The organism is Cupriavidus sp. MEYA8, from assembly GCF_059278825.1.
On the sequence record NZ_CM181221.1, the window covers coordinates 46,650 to 66,031 of the forward strand.

Below are 19,382 nucleotides of genomic sequence, written 5' to 3' on the forward strand. Positions count from 1 at the left end.
TGAATTCAACCCATTGCCCGCAACGGATGGCATGGCCGCTCCTGTGAGGACTCGGTTAGGGGGGGCGCGCCGCATTGCTGCTGGTCGAGAGAAATGGTCGCGACGATGGACTCGAACTCCACCATCAAATCCGGATGTCGCTGGGTAACGTATTGCCGAGCAGGTTCATTTTCGAGGAGCTTGGCTAGGTATCCCTTGGCAAGCACCAAGTTTAGTACGTCCTGGCCGTAAGTCTGCTCCACAAGCTTGTACTGTCCCTGCAGATTGCTCATTTCCCGCTCCATTTTCGCCATCTGCTCCGGGCTCACGCCGGTCAGTTTGCGAGGCTTCTTTCCCTTCACAAGACACGCTGCAGGCGTAGCCACCAACAAGGCCTCGGCGTAGGAGACGGACACATTGTTCGCGGCCACCATCAACTCAACGCATTCGACTTGCCGCGTCGGCTTCATTTTGCGAATAGCGCGAACAAGCTCTGCGGAGAACTGCCGGTCCCCGAGCAGCTCAGCCGCTTCCGGGCAAATGCCGTCGAGCAGTGACATCTTCTTTATAATCTGAGACACGTCCACGGAAAGAGCTTTCGCCAATCGTTCAGGCGATACGCCTCTGTCAATTACTCGCCGTATCATGTAGTGCTCTTGAATTGTAGAGAGGCGATTGACGCGATTGTTATACGTGTAGCTCTCGTCATCGGTCGCGACAAGGCAGGCAGCCCGCTCGTACCCCAAGTCCTGGATGGCAAGTAAGCGTAGATGCCCATCCAGCAGAACATGTTGCCCGGAAGACTGGTCTGCAGGCGTTACAGATAGCGGTTCGATGAGGCCTACCTCCTCAATGGAGGTTCTTATCTGCTTAAATTTGCGCGATTCCACCACGGGTGCCGGTATTCTGCGCGACGGCAAGATGCTAGTGACCGGTACCGACAACGGCTCGGGGATGAATCCAAGAGTTACGCCAGTCATGCGGGCCTCCCGATTGGCCAAACGCGTTCGGCAAGATACTTCGGCAGGCTGGCCAGTCCCTCCGCACGCAGCAGGTTGATGAAGTTCTCATCGGCAAACAGTTGCCTCAATGCACCCACCACAAATAGCAACCGCTGTTGCGTGAACTCGGCCTTTCTCACCATGGACTTCTGACGTTCTACCTCGTGCTCATACGTCCGCACGAGACTCGATGTCGTGACAGCGGCGGACTTGCTCGTCATGTTGTGCGCCGTGCTTCGCCCGAGTACTTTTCTGCGCTCGATGACACGGCGCGCGTTCATTAGTTGCTTGCCCCGCAATTTTCCCGACTCATAGGCCTCCTGAAGTGCCGCTTGTATTTCGGCGTCGTCGTCGCCGGCGCCAACAATCGTAAGGGCCGCATTCAGGGGGACGAGGCCCTTCTCGACCGCAACGACAAGTCGCTCTTCTCCCTGGCGCAGCAGCGTGAGGATGCCGTTAACGTAAGCCGGCGTAAGGCCTGTCTTTTCAGCAATGACCTTCGGTGTATATCCCTGCTCCTGCAATTGCCGAATGCCGGCAAGCCGTTCGAGTGGGCGACACTGTCTGCGCGCGATGTTTTCCGCCAAACTCATGACGAACGCGTCCTCGTCGCTCACGCTTACAACGAGGGCGGGAATAGTCGCTTCCCCGAGCGAGCGAAATGCCTTCAATCGCCCTTCGCCGCACACGAGCAGGTATTTTTCTATGCCGCCAGCCGTTGCTCGCGGCGTGACCACGATAGGCTTCTTGAGACCGATGGTCTTGATGTTGTCGACGATTTCCTTGAAAACGCGACCATTGCGTTCTCGCGGATTGATGACTTCAATCTGAGCGACGGGGACCATCCGGATTTCTCCGAGCTGCTGCCGCGAGTTCACGCTACTCTCCTGAGACGTGCACGCTCGGCCATGCCATAGAGGTAGTCCAGCGTATCGAAGCGATAGCTCTCAAACTCGATTGGATTTTGGTCAGCGAGGTGAATACGAGGTTGTCCAAAATCCAGGTGTGGCAACAGATAGTAGTCCAGCACCGAGGCATTCGCTTGGTCGAGCCGCACCGCCACAGTAATATCCGGCAGGAGGCTCGTATCGAAGCGCACCTTCCAATGATTTCGGCCATTATCATGAGCCTGGCAGCGCGCGAGCACGATGCAGGCCGTGAACTCGTCATTGACCGTCAGCAGGTCGGTAGCCGGGTCGCGTATCACCGCCCCGCCCAAATCGGCGATTTTCCTTTCCGTCTGCGTGACGATTTCCGGATGCAGTTGTCGCAGGAAACGGTTGGTTTCAATGTATCGATAGTCTCGTCCTGGGGTGAAACCGACTGCCTGGTAGGCGCGAATTAAACTACCGAATCGGTACACATAGACCGACGTAGAAGGCATGCCATCTGTTTCATCAATCACTACGCCAGACAGAAACCCGCGACTACGATACAGGTTGCGCAATCGTTCGATTAGCTCCTCATTCGAGTAGTGACGCGCTCTGGCTCTCATGATGCCCTGAGCCGTGTAGAAGGTTTCGCTCGGAACAATCCCCTGAAATGCCCCTTCCTTTCGAATCCACATGTCCGGGCTGTTGGTCACGCGCATCTTTTTCAGCTTGAACGACACTCGGTTGTATACGTTGTTGCCGATGTATTTTTCGTTGGTTAATACTTCTCGTACCGTGGCTCGTGTCCACTCTCGGTCCAGGTCAGTCCGCACATGCATACCATTCAGGCGAGCTGCTATTTCGTATTCGTCGAGCGACTCGTCGATAAACCAGTTGTAGATTAGGTTGACGATTCGTACCTCGCTTTCCGGCCCCGGCATGAGAATTACCCGGTCCGTCTGTAGGCTTTTACGTTCGCCACGGCATAGTTCCGCCTTCAGGAGACCGTGTTCATCGACCAATACGCGGCGCAGCCCATAGCCGGCAGGCCCTCCTTGCCGGAAGCCCATCTCAATTAAACGGCACTGGCCGGCGAAGACCTTCGCGGATAATTCTCGACTGTACTCGCCAGCCATTGCCCGCTTTACCCCTTTCACGATGGTCGAGACAGGTGAGCCGTCGTTCTCGAACTGCTCCGCGCAGTACGCAACCTGGATGCCAGCACGGCGGCAAATGTACTCGTAATACGCGCTCTCGTCGGCATCCTGGAATCGCCCCCATCGACTCACGTCATAGACGAGGATTACGCGGAAATCAACGTTGCCATTGACCACATCGGAAATGAGATTTTGAAGTGCCTGGCGACCGTCGATTCGAAGACCACTTTTACCCTCATCCGCATATGTGCGGACGATTTCGAATCCGCGACGGGTTGCGTAGTCTCGAATTTTGTCGCGCTGATTCTCGGTCGAATACTGCTGATGTTCGGTCGACATGCGGACATACTCCGCTGCCCGTCCTGCCAAGGAGTCGGCTACGACTGCTGCACCCGCGTGATTGGATGACATTTTTCACTCCGCAACTCAGACATAGACCGCGGAAGGCACCGAGCACAAGGGAGCCTCAAATGCGAGCACCACGGCTTCACATCAGGTGGTGGCGTTTGAAAGCGAACCTTGGTGAGGCAAGGGTAGCAGGCACGACGCCAGGGTGAATCACGTCATCTCTTTGCAATCATATGGGTGGCGCTGCGGGTGCAGACAGCACGGCGATGTGGACGGTCCACGCGTCCATTTTTGCAACGCCCGTCTCATCGGCATGGCACAGGACGTAGAAGCCCGAACCCAGCTGGCGATGGCGCCCGAAGACATTCATGTTTGCAATCGGCTTGAAAGTCCGCCTTGCATTGCGTATCCGCTGCATGCTCCGGTTGCGCTCGCAATACACTGGATGTGCAGTTCGATATTCGCGCCAATAGCCTGAGTGGGTCGAGCGCCACTTTGCCTGGGCCCGCGCCTGGTTATCGCGATAATCGTTGTCGGTACGAAGTCGGCGGTTTTGCCAGTCACGTCGACGAGCGCGCTGGCAGGCTTTCGAGGAGCAATAACGCTGGTGGGGAACATGCAGCAGCGGCACGAACGCGTTGCCACAGGCGAGACATAGGCGGGTCGATTTCATGAATACCCTCCAGGTCGGGTTGCGACGGGCGCACGCAGACCTCTCGACCTGTCACGACGGACTCTGGAGCGCCAGAAACATACAATTTTCGGACAGTCTTGCAGGCGAATCGCACATTTTTCGGACGAGTCACGACCGTCCATGCCCGAAGTCGCACATGTTTCGGTCAACCCGAAAGTCACTGGTCGATTTCATGGGCTCTCTCCAGCTCGGTTGCTACGGGCGCGCGGCCGTCTCGCCCCGCCCCCGAAATCACCGGCCTGAGACTGGATAGAGGGTTTTTCGGTGCGCACGCAGCAGATTCCCATCACCCGCGAAAATCGCTAGAATTTGCTTACTTCAAGCGGACTTTTTGAAAAACTGCGTGCGAGCGCGAACGTCGTCCGCTGATGGGACAGGTTCAATCAGCCGCTCGCTCGGCGCCAGGCTCGAGAAGGCCACAGGCGGAATTTCTCATTTTACGGGTTCCGTTTTCTCGCCTTATGGGTGCGCCCTCCCCGCAAATCCTTGCCCAGCAAGGCTCTCTTTCTTAGCTTTTGTATCCGTCTACAAAACGCCAACTCGATCCTGAAATGATAAAAAAGCCAACGCGTCGCGTTGGCTTTTTTTTACATCGATTGAGGCTGGATTATTTGATGATCTAGAAAATTCTAGCCTTAATTAAATGAACCTTATGCGCTGGAGCGTTTGATTGTTCAGTCCTATGCGCTAACACTTTCTTTCGGACGTCGTGAGTATTCTTTGTTGTTGCTTGATAAGGTTTGCGGTTGTGCTGCCGTTCGCGTAGGATTTCGACTTGCTTTCGAGTTTTGCGCCTCGCGACTTTGTTGCATCCGATTAGTTATCACCACTCCCAGAGCATTGGCAAGAAGAGGTGGCGGATTCAACCAAGTCATTTCCATCCTTACCGCGCACTTTGGCGGCAATTACTTTTCTCGCTGCGGTAAATGCCTCCGGTGGCTGCATTTCAGCTAGCGTTGGCCGCGGATCATTCAAGAACCTTCCGGCAGAAAAGATAGTATCGTCGGGTGCCAGCACTGAATATGCGATACGTCGAGCCAGTGGTAACGCTGAGTTTGGCGTAACTGACGTTGAAGGCAGAACGCACCTATTGGCAGCTGACGCGCAGGCGGAAGACGTCACAATCTTCGTTGAGGGGTGAGCCATGACGAATCAGTTCGTATCTCCAACCTCTGGCAAGACCTTGATTCGCCAGGCAACGCGGACGACCACGCCCGTGTCGGCGGACGAACCAAAGCCTGTTCAAGTCGAGCGAGCGTTCATCGAAGTCGTGATCTTCGATGGCCGTCTGATTAGTCGTGGTTCACAGTTCGGCCACGTGGCCATAGAGATCGATGGCACCGTTTACAGCCGCGCACCTTCGACCTATTTCAAGGGGTCTTATACTAAGTACCTGCGCAGCAATACGGCACAAACCGTGTCGGACGAATCGGGAATCGGTGGGCACGCCGGTGCCACCATTGCCCTGACGCCTTCGACCGACAAGCGGCGCGTGAGCCTGCAGGTGCCGCCTGCCAGGGTGATTCCCATCATCTTTCTGCCGGGCATCATGGGCAGTAATTTGCGCATGAGCCGCACGCGCCAGAAGGAGATCGGGCGTACTGACAACATCGCATGGCGTCCCGACGACCGTTGGGACGCCCTTGCCCGTCGCAGGGATTCGCCAGCCCTGCGGCAACGGAACTTCGACCCCGACGCGACCGAAGTGGACCGTTATGAAATCACCGAGGATGCCGGCAAGTTCGACATGACCGGCGCGGAAACGGTGGACTCCGACAAGCGGCACAGCAATGTGCCGGACGGACTGCCCGATATCGGCTTGCTGATGAGCGCACCGCTGCCGCCAGCCGGCGAGGAATGGAAGGCCAGGCGCGGCGATCATGAATCCACGGCGGCGCAGAAGGCGCGCTGGCGCGGATGGAGCGAAGTCATGTTCGAGACGTACGGCACCGTGATCAAGCTGCTGGAGGCGCATATGAACGACATGTTGGTCCCATCGTCCAAGGAGCTCTCGCCAACCTGGAAGCAAGGCAGGAAGGTAAAGGTGCTGGGCGTCGCTCCCGCCTACTGGGGCGGCGCGGGCGATGCGCTGACCGAGGACGATATCCGGCGCGTGTCGAACTGCTGGTACCCGGTCTACGCGATGGGCTACAACTGGCTGCAAAGCAACGGTACGTCGGCGCGGAAGATTGCCAGTCGCATCGACGAGATCATCGGAATGTACAAGGCCAATGGGCGGAAGTGCGAGAAGGTGATCGTGGTCACTCATTCCATGGGCGGGCTGGTTGCCCGCGCGCTGCTACATCCGGACTACGGCAACGCGAAGGACAAGATTCTCGGGATCTACCACGGTGTACAGCCAGCACTTGGAGCCGGGGCGGCCTACCGGCGCGTGCGCGCAGGCTTCGAGGCGCAGACCAGTCTGTCTGGGGAGCTTACGCGGGATGTCTTGGGCAGAACGGGCAAGGAAGTGACGGCAGTCTTTGCCAATGCTTCCGGGGCATTGGAACTCTTGCCGAACGCCTCATATCCGCGCGGCTGGTTGCGTCTGCAAACATGCGACTACCGCCAGGTGATGGCGTTGCCGATCGTGTCGGATGAACCATTGAAAGCGTACCGGGATGATCTGGAACTGCACCGCACGCTGGGCGCGAGTAAGCCAGCGGCGCCGGTGGCTGTTGGCGATCCGGTCTATGACATCTATGGGCGCAACCCGGAGTGCTGGTGGCGGCTGCTGAATCCGACGTGGATAAATCCTGCTAACAAACCGTATCGTGAGATGGATCCGGCTACTCGCGCCAAAGTGAAGATTGAGGCGGCACAGAAATTCCACGCGGATATCAAGAACTTGTATCACCCCATCACCTACGCCAGCTATGGTCATGACGATTACCAGAAGGCCTATGGCAGTGTGACGTGGCGCGCGGACACTGCCGATCTGGCGCCGCACGGAAACCCGCTCTCGTGGACGCTCGAGAGAGAAGACGCCGAAGGCCGCATCGTTGTTCGTACTGCGAGCGCCGAGCCATTGACGCTGCGCCTGGCGTCCCCGGAGGACGCAGGGGACCAGACCGTGCCGGCCAAAGCCTCAGCCGAAGCTGTGCGCGGTACGCTGTTCCGGCAGACCGGCTACGAGCATCAGGACAGCTATAAGAATGACCTGGTATTGGCGAGTACGCTGTATTCGATCATCAGGATCGCCAACACTGCCGAATGGTGGGATCAATGATCCGCCGAGCCCTAACCATCACCCTGGCCGCCCTGCTTCTCGCGGGCTGCCAATCGCATGCCTATCCGGAGAAGAACATGTCGGAACCCGCTGCGCTGTCGCCACGCTTGCAGGCGCTCTTTGCCAAGACTAAGCAGGTTTGCTTTGGACGCTACGTGATGGAGGTCCCTGCGGAAGCGAAGCTGCTGTGGGGATTCCAGGAGTTTCCTGGCGAGATTGTGACTCACGTCGGAGCTGCTGGCCACATGAAGGAGATGGCGGAAGCCTATCGTGCCAAGGAGTTGGCCAAGAGCAAGACTGCCGAGATTACATTTTTTGGACCTGGCGCAACTATCAATAGCCTCCAAATACGCTCGTTTGAAAGTGATATAGCCAAGCAATATGGCGCTGAAGAGACGTATACATTTGTTTCCGCGGGGCCCCACCTTTTTGAATGGTCTGGCGGTCGAAAGAATGCCGACTTAGTTCGCGCACTTCGACCACGCGACAATGCGTACATTCCAACCGCTCCAGGCGTCTGCATTGACCACGGCTTCGTCGCGGACGCATCCGGCACATTCCAGGAAATCTTCAGCGCGGGTATCCATCTGCCAAGCTTTCCGGATGTCAGCTTTTCGGTGGACTCCAACAAGCTGGCGACCGTTGACGACACCGATGACGTCGGATTGCTGGCCTCGATCGCCCAGCAAAAGAAGGATCTCGGCCACCGCTATCCAAAGCTGACGACCTTGCGGGAACGCAAGCGTACGGTCGGCGTCTGGCAGGGCGAGGAATCGCTGGTCCGCCGTGCGGATGGCACGCATGACTTCGAATGGGAGGCCGTGGGCAAGGAACGCTCAACGCTGCACCCCGCCTGGATCAACGCGAAGATGTACACGAAGGTGGCCGCCAATCGTGTCGGGGCCGCAGACACGGCATCGTTGAGCGACGAGGAAGCCATTGCCCTCTGGAACAGGCTGCTGGATGGCGTGCGCTTTCGCGTCAACGCGCCGCCGACGCAGACGGGTGGTCCCGTCACGGTGCGCTCGGACGAGATCACGCCCTTGTCTGGCATGTGGCGCGCCTCGCTTCCGCCCGGGCACCCGCAGGCAGCGTGGGTGGCCAGCAAATCCAGCATCGTCAGGCAGAAAGGCATGCCGATGGTCCGCTTCGGGCTGTCGCCCGCCGACGAAGCGCTGGTGGTGTGGACGTGGATGGGCGAGGCTCATTGAATGAGCCGCTGCACTGCTGCACGGCGCGATGGACGACCGTCTAATACACCCCCGGCACCATCCGCCACGTCCGCCCGCAGTACGCCGCATACTCATCGCCAAACTGATCGAGCAACAACGCCTCTTCCGCGCGGATGCGCGCTACCAGCACAGGCACCATCGCCAGTGTCAGCAACACCCCCACGCCTGAGCGGAACCCGAGTACCCACCCCAGCGAACTGATCACGAACCCGAGATAGCTCGGATGCCGGATCACGCCATAGATGCCGGTCGTCACCAGCGTATGCCCGGGCTGTATCGCCACCAGCCCGCTGAACCGCCGCCCGAGCACGAACACCGGCCACAAGCGCAGCACGCCGCCGGCGGCAAACAAGGCCACGCCGAGCCAGCGCACGGTATCGCCATCCAGCGTCCAGAAGCCGATTCGGTCGGTATAGGGCGGCAGATACGCCGCAAGCAGGCCGAGCACGCCGAACGCGCCCAGCACCCATCGGTTGCCGCGGTCTTCGCGCATGCCGCTGCTGATGTTGCCGCCGGAGAACAGCGCCGCCACGGCCAGTGCAAACAGCACGATGGTGAGGGCCACGCGCGCGGGATGCGCGAAGAAGGCGCCGATGCCGCCCCAGCCTGCGATTGCGATGGCCAGGTAGGCAACGGTGCCGGCGAGGGTGGCGAATGCCAGGCCGGGAGTCGGGCGCATGGAGACCTCCGCTGCGACGATCGATGCACCTGTGTAGCGTAAGCCCGGCAGGCGGGGCTGTCGAGCGGGCGTGGTCGTGCTTAAATTGCGGGTTTCACCCCGCTGCCGATGCGCCGACGTAGCTGGGCGCCATGAAACGCCAACGCCATCCCGCCATGCCACTGATCGACATCCAGAACCTCCAGCAAGCCGCCTTTGCCTTTGGCGAGGCCCGCAACTGGGGCAAGTACCACAGCCCCAAGAACCTGGCGATGGCGCTGAGCGTCGAGGTGGCCGAGCTGGTCGAGATCTTCCAGTGGCAGACCGAGGATGAGTCGCGTCAGGTCATGTCGACGCACAAGCGTGAGCATGTGGAGCAGGAGCTGGCCGATATCACCATCTACCTGACGCAGCTGGTGACGGCGCTGGGTGTGGACCTTGACGCCGCGGTGCGCGCCAAGATGGAGATGAATGCCCGGAAGTATCCGTTGCCGGAGTGAGCGGGCGGGTTGCATGCGCTGACATCGGCAACGCAGGCCTGCGTCGCATTGCGCGACGGCGGCCCGGCCTCATGAGCCGGATGCTCCCAGGATGCATAAGAACAGCACCGCATTCAGCACCAGCAGCCCGCTGACCGTCAGCGCCATGGCCGATGCGTCGCGCAGGCGCTCGCGCAGGCGGTGCCCGCCCGGCAGCCATTCCCCACGCGTCCTGCGGGACCAGCAGCAAATGCCCGCGCCGCACATGCCCAGCCACGCCAGCGTGCCAAGCGATTCCCATCCGGTTTGCCGGGGTGCCTGCGCGCGCGGCGGCGACGTACGTAGCGGTATGGAAGCCGGGGGCGGACGATCGACTGCGGCGCGGGGGACGGGGTCTTCAAGAATTCCCGATTCGACTACGGGACCAGGCGGAGGCTGCGGCGCGATGTCCGGTGGCGCTGGCTGCGGCTCGTTCGGCCGCGTTAGCCTGGGCGCCATCTTTGGTGCCGCTTGCGGCTCGTTCTTCGCAATGCTGTGCACGGGCGCCTCGGGTTGCGACGCGGTGGCGCGAGGCTCCGGCTTGCGGTTCCGGTGCGGGCGCCAGCTGGCAAAGACGTTGTCCAGGCATGCCACCGACGTGCAGGCATCCCGGCGCCGGCGCCATGCGATGACCTCGTCCTGCCCGATTTCCCCGGCGCGCAGCAGTCGCTGCTGCTGCGCATGAATGCGTTCGTGATTGCGATAGAGCATCGCGTAGTCGCAGATCAGGGTGGCGGCGCTTGGTTGCCGGTGCTCCCTGCACGGGCTGCCGGAGGCGAACAGATCGTCGCAGCGCGCGGCTGGCTGACGCAGCGTGTGCTTGCAGGCGATATCCGACGCCTGCGCACCGGCGGTGAGCAGAAGGTTGATCGAGATGCAAACGGCCAGTTGGCCCGGAAGCCTTGTCATGCTGTCGCCCGGGGCAAGCCGAGGGAGGCGGCGCAAGCGGGGCGTCGATGGGCTCCTATTCTGGGGCTCTGCGGCGGATGTTCGGTGCGGTCGCGCACGGAACGGCAGGGGTATCCCGGCCTGAGCGCAAGGCCATGACCGGCGTTACGCCAGGATCCAGAACAGCACGATGCTGTTCACGGCGATCAGTCCCGCCGATACCAGCACGATCCGCGCCGCGGTCCGCGTCCGTTCGCGTCGGCGCGCGGCATCCGGCAGCCATTCAATCCGCCGCCTCCGGCACCACCAGGCCAGGCACACCCCGCACAGCCCCAGCCACGCCAGCGCGACAAGCGTTTCCCATCTGCGTGGCAAGGTGCCATCCACGGGGTAGGCGGGGGTCCATAGGGTGGCTGGGCCGCGAGGTGGCTGATGGATCGCAACCGAGGCGATGGGGCGCTCAGGGGTTTCTCTTCCGGTCGCGGCCTCGGGCCTGAGCTGTGGCGCGGGCACTGAGGCGGAATCCGGGAGCGGCGGGTCGATCGTGACCGGCGCGATGGGAAGCTCCTTGATGTTCCTGTCGGCCACAGGCTCAGGCGGAAGCTGCGGCGCAGGTGGTGAGACGGTATCGGGGAGCGATCGGTTCTTCTCGACAGGGGCGGGCTGTTCCCGGCTTTCTGTAGACGCCACGGCCGCAGCCGGCAGCGTGTCCCGCTGCTGCCGTTCGTGCCGCTCTTCCTGCTGCCCCTCCTGCTGCCTCTCCTGCTGTCTCTCCTGCTGCTTCACCCGCGGCTCCGGCTTCCCGACAGGCGTAGGCTGCCGGACCTCAGCCTTCTGTCCGGCAGCATCCGGCTTGCTCTTCCTGGTAGCGCGCGCGGGTTGTGCAGGCACCCCCGGGGGCGCGTCGGCGGCGGCGGGAATGGGTTTCTGCCTCGCGTAGTCGCGCCAGTTGGCGAAGGCCCTGTCCAGGCACGGCACCGACGTGCAGGCATCCCGTAGCCTTCGCCATGCGGCGATATCGTCCGGCCCGAACTCCCCGGTGCGCAAGCCCTGCAACTGCTCGGCGTAGACGCGTTCATACGCGCCGCGGAGCATTGTGTAATCGCAAATGAGGGCCGCGCCACTGGGCGGCTTGTCCGCATGCCTGCACGTATTCCCTGGGGCCGACTGGCCGTCGCAGCGGGCGGCCTGCGAACCCAGCCCATGATGGCAGGCAATATCCGACGCCTGCGCACCCGTGGTGAGCATCAGGCTGAACGCGACGCAGGCGGCCAGTCGGCCAGGAAGCCTTGCCATGCAATTTTCCCGCAGTAGCGGGATGCGGTGCGCGATGGCGCCGAAGGGTTCCTATTCTCGACCTGCACAACGGAAGCTCGGTGCGGTAGCGCACTCAACCCAGGCATTCCCGGTCGTGGAGTGCGGCAGGCCCGAAACCGTGGCGTCAGCCATGCTCAGTTGCGTGCTCTGCCTCCGGGCCGGCGGGCGCCCGCGCAGTAATCATCCAGCAGGCTGCGGTGAAGGGCACGGTCTCGCCCTGCACATAGGGCCTGAAGGCGTTGCCGACGACTTCGACAACCTGGGCACGCGTGCCTGCGTCTGCGTCGCGCAGCGCCAGGCCGACGGGGCCCAGGCTTGTGAAGTAGTCTTCCAGCGCGTGCGCCGGCAGCGCGCATGCCACGTCGACCGGCGTGATGTCGATGGCGGTCCAGCCGCTGTCCTCGAGGATGGACCGCACCAACTGGCGATCGCCGAACGCGAACTGGCCAGGCCCACCCGGCTGGCGGGGTGGCAGGTTCGGCAACAACGGCGCAGCGGCGCGCTCGGCAGTGGTCATGAAGGGGTTGTCCGCCGCGCTGCGCCAGGCGATGCAACGCAACGCGGCGCCCGGCTTTGCGGCACGTCGCAGGTTGGCAAAGGCGGCGACCGGGTCGGTGAAGAACATCACGCCAAGGCGCGACACGATGGCGTCAAAGCTGCCTGGCGCGAAGGCATGGGCTTGTGCATCCGCGTGGACGAACGTGGCCGGCACGCCTTCCCGTTGCGCGCGCGACCGCGCCATGTCCACCAGCGGGCCGGAGATGTCGATGCCCGTGCAATGCCCGCGCGCACCGGTCAGCCGCGCGAGGGCCAGCGTCGTAGCGCCCGCACCGCATCCTACGTCGAGCAAGTGCTGCGCCGTGCCGGCATCGACCGCGCCGGCCAGCAGCGCTTCCATCGGCTGGAGCATCCGGTCAAGCAGCGCCTGCTGCGCTACCCATGCCTGGCCGGTCGGGCCGTTCCACAGCGCGGCTTGTTCGCCGGCGCCACTGCTTGTTGCCTGCTTGTCACCCATGGTTGTGTCCTCCTGCACGCCATCGCGGCGGCGAAGCTACACTGTGCCAGTTCAAGTCAACTTGAGGTCAAGCGGTGACAAGCCTGGATATCGCCGAAGTGGCGCAGCAGGCGGGCGTGCCTGCGTCGACGCTGCGCTTCTATGAGGAAAAGGGCCTGATCGCCCCGATCGGCCGGCGTGGCATGCGGCGCGTGTACGACGCCGCGGTGCTCGAACGCCTGGCGCTGATCGCGCTCGGGCGGGCGGCGGGATTCTCGCTGGACGACATCGCCCGGATGTTCTCGCGGCAGGGCGGGCCGCAGATCGACAGGAAGCTGCTCGCCGCCAAGGCCGATGAGCTGGACCGGACCATCCGGAAGCTGACGGCGATGCGGGACGGATTGCGGCACGCGGCTGCGTGCCCGGCGCCGAGCCATATGGAATGCCCGACGTTCCGGCGGATTCTTGGTGCGGCGGCATCGGGGGCGATTGGCGGGCGCCGCAAACGTACGGCCGCCGCTTAAGCCGGCGCGAAGGCGGCCTGCGGCCAGCCTTCGCGTGGCCAGCCCCTTACCCCAGCCTGAACTGCCCCACCGCCCCCGCCAGGCTTCCCGCCTGCGTCTGCAATGCCGCGGCCGCCGCGGTCGACTGCTCCACCAGCGCCGCGTTCTGCTGGACCATCTCATCGAGCTGGCTGACCGCTTTATTCACTTCTTGAATGCCGCGCGTCTGTTCCATCGATGCGTGAGTAATCTCGTTAATAATTCTGGTCACCTTCGACACATTGCTGACGATCTCGTCCATCGTCTCGCCGGCGCGCCGGACCTGGCCCGAGCCGGAGGTGACACTGCCCACCGTGGACTCGATCAGCGTCTTGATCTCCCTGGCTGCCTGCGCACTGCGCTGGGCCAGCGCGCGCACCTCGCCCGCGACCACGGCAAAGCCCCGGCCCTGGTCGCCCGCACGCGCGGCTTCCACGGCGGCATTCAACGCCAGGATATTGGTCTGGAAGGCGATGCCTTCGATCACGCCGATGATGTCCGAGACCTTGACCGAGGCGTTCTCGATCTGGCCCATGGTGGCGATGACTTCGCCGATCACCGCGCCGCCATCGGCGGCCACGCGCGAGGCGGTGCTGACCGACTCGTTGGCATGCTGCGCCGAGTTGGCCGACTGGCTGACGGTGGCTGTGATTTCTTCCATCGACGCCGCGGTCTGCTCCAGGCTGGCGGCGGCGGATTCGGTGCGGCGCGACAGGTCGATATTGCCGGCGGCGATCTCGTCGGACGCGGCGCGCACGGATTCGCTGGCTTCGCGGATCTGGCGCATGGTGGTGCAGAGCTTGTCGGCAAAGGTGTTGAAGGCGCGCGCGATCTGCGCGACTTCGTCGTTGCCGTGCGCCGGCAGGCGCTGGGTCAGGTCGCCGTCGCCGGAGCCGATGGCGTCCATGGCGTCGCGCACGGTGCCGAGGCCGCGCAGCGACATGGTCGCCACGCCCCACACCACGATGGCCGCAACGCCGGCGATCAGCACCAGCGCGATCACCGAGGCGATCAGCACCGAGCGCATGCCAGCGGTGGCCTCGGCCTTGTCGAGCGCGACGATGACCATCCAGTCGGTGCCGGCGATGGCGCGCGCTCCGAGCAGCTTGGCGCTGCCGCCGACATCGACCTGCAGCGGCGTTGTCGCACCGGCCAGCGTGCCGAGCGTGTCCGCGGTCAGCGCGGGGATGAGGTCGGTGACGGGCTTGAGCGTGAGCTTGTCGTCGGTATGCGCGACGATCTCGCCGGACTTGGCGACCAGCATGCCGAAGCTCGCCGGCGTCGGATGGATCGCCTTGACGTTGGCGACCACGGTGTCCATGGCGACGTCGCCCGAAACCACGGCCTTGATGCCGCCGTCGCGGATCACCGGCACGGCGAAGGCCACCACCAGCTTGCCGGTGCCGGCATCGACATAAGGCGGCGTGACCACCGGCTTGCCGGCCGCGGCGGCCTGCTTGTACCATGGGCGGCCGGTGGGATCGTAGTCGGGCGGGATGCCTTCGGGCTTGGAGAACTTGGCGGTCTTGTCGGCATAGCCGACGTAGACGTTGGCAAAGCGGCCGGCATCGGCAATCTGCCTGAGCGCGGCATCGGGTTCGGGCTGCAGCACGGCGTCCTGCAGGGAATTGATCATCTGGCTGTGCGACGCCACCCATTCGACGATGGCGCTGGTGTGGCCGCTCTGCACGGCGGCTAGGCTGCTGTCGATGGCGTCTTCGTTGTAGCGGCTGGCGACGGACTGGTTCAGCGCCGTATTGATGGCGAGCGCGGCCACGACAATGGCCACGCACAGGGCCATGATCCGGGCGCGGAGGGTATTAAACATCGGGGGAGTTCCTTCGTAGGGAATCGTTGGGGGCGTTTGTTCGTGGGATTTCCACCCCGCTGTATACGGTGCACCCGCTTGCCGACTTGAGGCAGGAAGGCGAGATGTTGGGGAATTCACCGAAGTTGATGACGCAACGTACCCACTTGCTGTGTGATCGGAGCGTCGTTCAGGATACTGAGGCGAGGCTTCCTTACAACGCATTACAAAGGCTTACACCGGGTATGCGTTTCGCAGCATATTCTCCGATCAACCTATGACAAAAATTGGAGAGACACCGTGCTGAACCTTTCACACTCATCCACGCCGCTGCGCATCCTGGCGCTGAGCGGCGCGCTCGCGCTGGCCGCTTGTGGCGGCGGCGGTGGCGATGATTCCGGTGGCCAGGGAACGCTGAAGGTCTCGATGACCGATGCGCCCGCCTGCGGCTATGACAATGTCTTTGTAACCGTCAACAAGGTGCGCGTGCACAGCAGCGCCAATGCCGAGCCCGGCGCCGGCGGCTGGGTCGATATCGACGTGGTGCCCGCGCGCAAGATCGACCTGCTGTCGCTGACCAACGGCGTGCTGACCACGCTGGGCCAGACCGTGCTGCCGGCCGGCAACTATCAGCAGGTACGGCTGGTGCTCGACGCGAACCGCGGGGGCGGTTCGGGTGCGCTGGCCAACTCCGTGGTACCCACCGGCGGTACCGAGCAGGCGCTCGATACGCCCAGCGCGGTGCAGTCCGGCATCAAGATCAACCGCTCGTTCACGGTCGCGTCCGGCACGCTCACCGACCTGGTGCTGGACTTCGATGCCTGCAAGTCGGTGGTGACGCGCGGCAACGGCACCTATGGCCTGAAGCCGGTGGTGACGGCGATTCCGACGGTGGTCAGCGGCGCGGTCACCGGCGTGGTGGCCTCGGCCCCGGGCGCACGCGTCTATGCCGAGCGCAACGGCGTGGTGGTGAAGGCGACGGTGGCCGATGCCAACGGCAATTTCACGCTGTCGCCGATCGAGCAGAGCAGCACCGCCGGCGCGGTCGACGTGGTGGTGGTGCCGGGCGAAGCCAATGGCCGTGGCACGGGCATCGTACGCAGCGTGCCGGTTGTGGCGGGCGGCAGCACGGCGATCTCGAATTCGGCATCGCCGATGTCGCTGCCGACTTCCGCGTACCGCCGCGTCTCGGGCACGGTGACGCCGGCTTCGGCCGAAGCGACGCTGCGCGCGCTGCAACTGGTCAACGGCGGCACCTTCGAGATCGCGGCGACCGCCGCGGAAACCAATACCGGTGCCTACAGCCTGTTCGTGACCGAGCGGGCGCTGCCGGTGGCCGCGCCGGTGATCGGCACCTACCAGGCCTCGCTGCCGATCCCGCTGCAGCCTGACGGCGCCGCGGGCGGCAAGTACAGCGTGCAGGCCACCAGCAACAGCGGTGCGGTGGTGACGCAACAGGTCGATGTGAATACTGCCGATGTGATCCAGAACCTGTCGTTCTGAGCGGGCCCGGGTTAACGGGGGACCAGCCGGAAACGGGCGCAAGCCTGCTTCCGGCTTCTTCGTTTCTGGCGCCTGCCCGGTTCGGCATGGCGCCCCGCTGGCCGCGGTTTCCCGCTAGACTTGGACTCTCGCGTCCAGGGAGATCGCGCCATGGCAGCACGCACCGCGGCCAAGTCCGCACCTGCGCCGGCAGCTGAGCCAGCGTCTGCGCCGACAGCAGCGCGGCGCAAGCCCGGCGGCCTGTTCCGGGTCGGCATCGGCGGCTGGAATTTCGCACCCTGGCGCGACAACTTCTATCCGGCCAGGCTGCCGCAATCGCGCGAACTGGCCTACGCCAGCCGGTACCTCAGCGCGATCGAAATCAACAGCACTTATCACGGCACGCAAAAGCGTTCGTCGTTTATCAAATGGCGTGATGAAACGCCGGAAGATTTCGTGTTTGCGGTAAAAGCGTCGCGCTTTGCCACCAACCGGCGCGTGCTGGCGGAATCGGCCGAATCGATCGAACGCTTTATCGACAGCGGCATTGCCGAGCTGGGCCCCAAGCTGGGTCCGCTGGTCTGGCAGTTCGCACCGACCAAGCAGTTCGACGGGGAGGACTTCGAAGGTTTCCTGCAACTGCTGCCGGCTTCCGTCGAAGGCGTGAAGCTGCGTCACGTGCTCGAAGTGCGGCATGACAGCTTCATGACGCCGGACTACCTGAAGCTCGCGCGCAAGTACAAGGCCGCCACGGTGTTCACCGATTCGCCGAAATTCCCCTCGATGGCGGATTTGACCGGGGATTTTGTCTATGCGCGCCTGATGGAAAGCAGCGAGAAGCTGAAGACCGGCTATGGCCCCAGTGCGCTCGACGAATGGGCCGGACGCGCGCAGTCATGGGCGCAGGGCGCGCAGCCGGACGACCTGCCGGTGCTCGAAGACCGCAAGCCCGCGGCACCCAAGCGCGGCAAGCGCGAAGTCTTTGTCTTCTTCATCAACGGCGCCAAGGAACGCGCGCCGGCCGCCGCGCAGGCGTTGCTGGAGCGGCTGGGCTGGACGCCGCCCGCCGACGCGGATGCCTGACGCCGGCTCGCTATAATCCCGCATGAACTCGACCCCTGTCCACGCACCCCCGCAGCCGCAAGCCGGCCCCGCTTTTTCCACCCTCCCGCTGTCGCCCGCCATGCTCGCCACGCTGGCGCAGCTCGGCTACGACGAGATGACGCCGATCCAGGCGGCCAGCCTGCCGATCACGCTGGCGGGCCAGGACCTGGTCGCGCAGGCCAAGACCGGCAGCGGCAAGACCGCGGCGTTCGCGCTGGCGCTGCTGAACCGGCTCGATCCGCGCCGCTTCGACGTGCAGGCCATGGTGCTGTGCCCCACGCGCGAGCTGGCCGACCAGGTCACCCAGGAAATCCGCCGCCTCGCGCGCGCCGAAGAGAACATCAAGGTGCTGGCGCTGTGCGGCGGCTCGCCGATGCGCCCGCAGGTGGATAGCCTTATTCACGGCGCGCATATCGTGGTGGGTACACCGGGCCGGATTCTTGATCATATCGATCGCGGCAGCCTGGACCTGGCGGCGATCAGCACGCTGGTGCTCGATGAAGCCGACCGCATGCTCGACATGGGCTTCTTCGACGATATCGCTTACGTCGCCAGCCGTTGCCCGAAGGAGCGCCAGACGCTGCTGTTCTCGGCGACGTATCCCGAAGGCATCGACAAGCTTGCCCACAAGTTCCTGCGCAAGCCGCAGTCGCTGAAGCTGGAAGCGACGCACGACAACGCCACCATCCGCCAGCGCTTCTATGAAGTGGAAGAAGGCGAGCGCCTGGGCGCGGTCGGGCGGCTGCTCGACCATTTCCGCCCGGCCAGCACGCTGGCGTTCTGCAATACCAAGGCGCGCTGCCGCGAGCTGGTGGAGCTGCTGCGCGCGCAGGGCTACCAGGCGCTGGCCCTGCATGGCGACCTGGAGCAGCGCGATCGCGACCAGGTGCTGGTGCAGTTTGCCAACCGCAGCTGCTCGGTGCTGGTGGCCACCGACGTGGCCGCGCGCGGGCTGGATATCGCGCAGCTGGAAGCGGTGATCAACGTCGAGATCACGCCCGATCCCGAGGTGCACGTGCATCGCATCGGCCGCACCGGCCGCGCCGACCAGGAGGGCTGGGCGTTCAGCCTGGTCAGCATGGACGAGATGGGACGCGTAGGTAATCTCGAACAGCACCACGGCGGCGAGTTCGAATGGCATTCGCTGGCCGAACTGACGCCCGCGAGCAGTGAGCGCCTGCTGCCGCCGATGGTGACGCTGCAGATGCTTGGCGGCCGCAAGGAGAAGATCCGCCCCGGCGATATCCTTGGCGCGCTGACCGGCGAGGCCGGCTTCACCAAGGAACAGATCGGCAAGATCAACGTGCTCGATATGTCGACCTATATCGCCGTGGAGCGCAGCATCGGCCGCGAGGCGGTGAAGCGGCTCAACGCCGGCAAGGTCAAAGGCAAGAAGGTGAAGGTGCGACTGATGACGGAATAAGTGGAAGCCCGCAGTCGTGGGTGCGCCACAACATCGCTTACAAAGATTCGCGTAAGTCACCCTGTAAGCCGGCGCATTCCTTTGCTACTCTGGTTCCATTGGTCGCAAGGCAGGTAGCGCCAGCCGCATGATTTCTC

Annotated in this window: 16 protein-coding genes; 7 read left to right on the forward strand and 9 right to left on the reverse strand. The window is 63.2% G+C overall.

All coding sequences use genetic code 11. The annotated features are described in order from the left end of the window. Nucleotides 1-5: 5 nt before the first annotated feature. The 4 genes from AC5WJ1_RS00170 to AC5WJ1_RS00185 form a co-directional block, all read right to left on the reverse strand. Nucleotides 6-959, reverse strand: coding sequence for a plasmid partitioning protein RepB C-terminal domain-containing protein (locus tag AC5WJ1_RS00170; RefSeq protein ID WP_494476272.1), 954 nt, complete (start codon nt 957-959; stop codon nt 6-8). After that, the gene (locus AC5WJ1_RS00175) at nt 956-1,825 is read right to left on the reverse strand and encodes a ParB/RepB/Spo0J family partition protein (RefSeq protein ID WP_494476550.1); all 870 of its coding nucleotides are present in this window, start codon (nt 1,823-1,825) and stop codon (nt 956-958) included. The genes AC5WJ1_RS00170 and AC5WJ1_RS00175 overlap by 4 nt, the downstream gene beginning before the upstream one ends. Before the next feature lie 29 nt (nt 1,826-1,854). Then, a complete protein-coding gene (locus tag AC5WJ1_RS00180; RefSeq protein WP_494476273.1) occupies nt 1,855-3,420 on the reverse strand; it encodes a recombinase family protein in 1,566 nt (521 codons plus the stop codon). A 166-nt stretch (nt 3,421-3,586) separates the two neighbouring features. Beyond that, a complete protein-coding gene (locus AC5WJ1_RS00185) occupies nt 3,587-4,030 on the reverse strand; it encodes a hypothetical protein (protein WP_494476274.1) in 444 nt (147 codons plus the stop codon). 1,165 nt (nt 4,031-5,195) lie between these two features. Between AC5WJ1_RS00185 and AC5WJ1_RS00190 the strand changes: the two genes are divergently transcribed. Together AC5WJ1_RS00190 and AC5WJ1_RS00195 are read left to right on the forward strand one after the other, a co-directional pair. Further along, nucleotides 5,196-7,280, forward strand: coding sequence for an esterase/lipase family protein (locus AC5WJ1_RS00190; RefSeq protein WP_494476275.1), 2,085 nt, complete (start codon nt 5,196-5,198; stop codon nt 7,278-7,280). Next, nucleotides 7,277-8,491: a T6SS immunity protein Tli4 family protein gene (locus tag AC5WJ1_RS00195; RefSeq protein ID WP_494476276.1), complete on the forward strand. Its 1,215-nt coding sequence runs from the start codon at nt 7,277-7,279 to the stop codon at nt 8,489-8,491. The genes AC5WJ1_RS00190 and AC5WJ1_RS00195 overlap by 4 nt, the downstream gene beginning before the upstream one ends. Before the next feature lie 40 nt (nt 8,492-8,531). On the opposite strand, the gene AC5WJ1_RS00200 is transcribed toward AC5WJ1_RS00195, so the two are convergent. Next, entirely contained in the window at nt 8,532-9,191 is a 660-nt protein-coding gene (locus AC5WJ1_RS00200; RefSeq protein ID WP_133096662.1) for a methyltransferase family protein, read from the reverse strand. A 155-nt stretch (nt 9,192-9,346) separates the two neighbouring features. Here AC5WJ1_RS00200 and AC5WJ1_RS00205 point away from each other — a divergent pair, with 155 nt between their 5' ends. Further along, the gene (locus tag AC5WJ1_RS00205) at nt 9,347-9,670 is read left to right on the forward strand and encodes a nucleotide pyrophosphohydrolase (protein WP_133096663.1); all 324 of its coding nucleotides are present in this window, start codon (nt 9,347-9,349) and stop codon (nt 9,668-9,670) included. 69 nt (nt 9,671-9,739) lie between these two features. On the opposite strand, the gene AC5WJ1_RS00210 is transcribed toward AC5WJ1_RS00205, so the two are convergent. The 3 genes from AC5WJ1_RS00210 to AC5WJ1_RS00220 form a co-directional block, all read right to left on the reverse strand. Further along, the gene (locus AC5WJ1_RS00210; RefSeq protein ID WP_494476277.1) at nt 9,740-10,633 is read right to left on the reverse strand and encodes a hypothetical protein; all 894 of its coding nucleotides are present in this window, start codon (nt 10,631-10,633) and stop codon (nt 9,740-9,742) included. Between the two features lie 108 nt (nt 10,634-10,741). After that, a complete protein-coding gene (locus tag AC5WJ1_RS00215; RefSeq protein ID WP_494476278.1) occupies nt 10,742-11,872 on the reverse strand; it encodes a hypothetical protein in 1,131 nt (376 codons plus the stop codon). A 145-nt stretch (nt 11,873-12,017) separates the two neighbouring features. Further along, entirely contained in the window at nt 12,018-12,908 is an 891-nt protein-coding gene (locus AC5WJ1_RS00220) for a class I SAM-dependent methyltransferase (RefSeq protein WP_494476279.1), read from the reverse strand. Nucleotides 12,909-12,982: 74 nt separating this feature from the next. Between AC5WJ1_RS00220 and AC5WJ1_RS00225 the strand changes: the two genes are divergently transcribed. Continuing rightward, nucleotides 12,983-13,411: a helix-turn-helix domain-containing protein gene (locus AC5WJ1_RS00225; protein WP_135704081.1), complete on the forward strand. Its 429-nt coding sequence runs from the start codon at nt 12,983-12,985 to the stop codon at nt 13,409-13,411. Nucleotides 13,412-13,457: 46 nt separating this feature from the next. Here the strand turns inward: AC5WJ1_RS00225 and AC5WJ1_RS00230 are convergent, their stop codons facing one another. After that, nucleotides 13,458-15,257, reverse strand: coding sequence for a methyl-accepting chemotaxis protein (locus tag AC5WJ1_RS00230; protein ID WP_494476280.1), 1,800 nt, complete (start codon nt 15,255-15,257; stop codon nt 13,458-13,460). 279 nt (nt 15,258-15,536) lie between these two features. On the opposite strand from AC5WJ1_RS00230, the gene AC5WJ1_RS00235 reads away from it, so the two are divergent. The 3 genes from AC5WJ1_RS00235 (at nt 15,537) to dbpA (ending at nt 19,245) form a co-directional block, all read left to right on the forward strand. Further along, nucleotides 15,537-16,739, forward strand: a complete 1,203-nt coding sequence (locus AC5WJ1_RS00235; protein ID WP_135704083.1) for a DUF4382 domain-containing protein — start codon at nt 15,537-15,539, stop codon at nt 16,737-16,739. 150 nt (nt 16,740-16,889) lie between these two features. Beyond that, the gene (locus tag AC5WJ1_RS00240; protein ID WP_494476281.1) at nt 16,890-17,801 is read left to right on the forward strand and encodes a DUF72 domain-containing protein; all 912 of its coding nucleotides are present in this window, start codon (nt 16,890-16,892) and stop codon (nt 17,799-17,801) included. Nucleotides 17,802-17,823: 22 nt separating this feature from the next. Then, on the forward strand, nt 17,824-19,245 hold the full coding sequence (gene dbpA / locus AC5WJ1_RS00245; protein WP_494476282.1) for an ATP-dependent RNA helicase DbpA: 1,422 nt from the start codon (nt 17,824-17,826) through the stop codon (nt 19,243-19,245). Nucleotides 19,246-19,382: the final 137 nt, after the last annotated feature.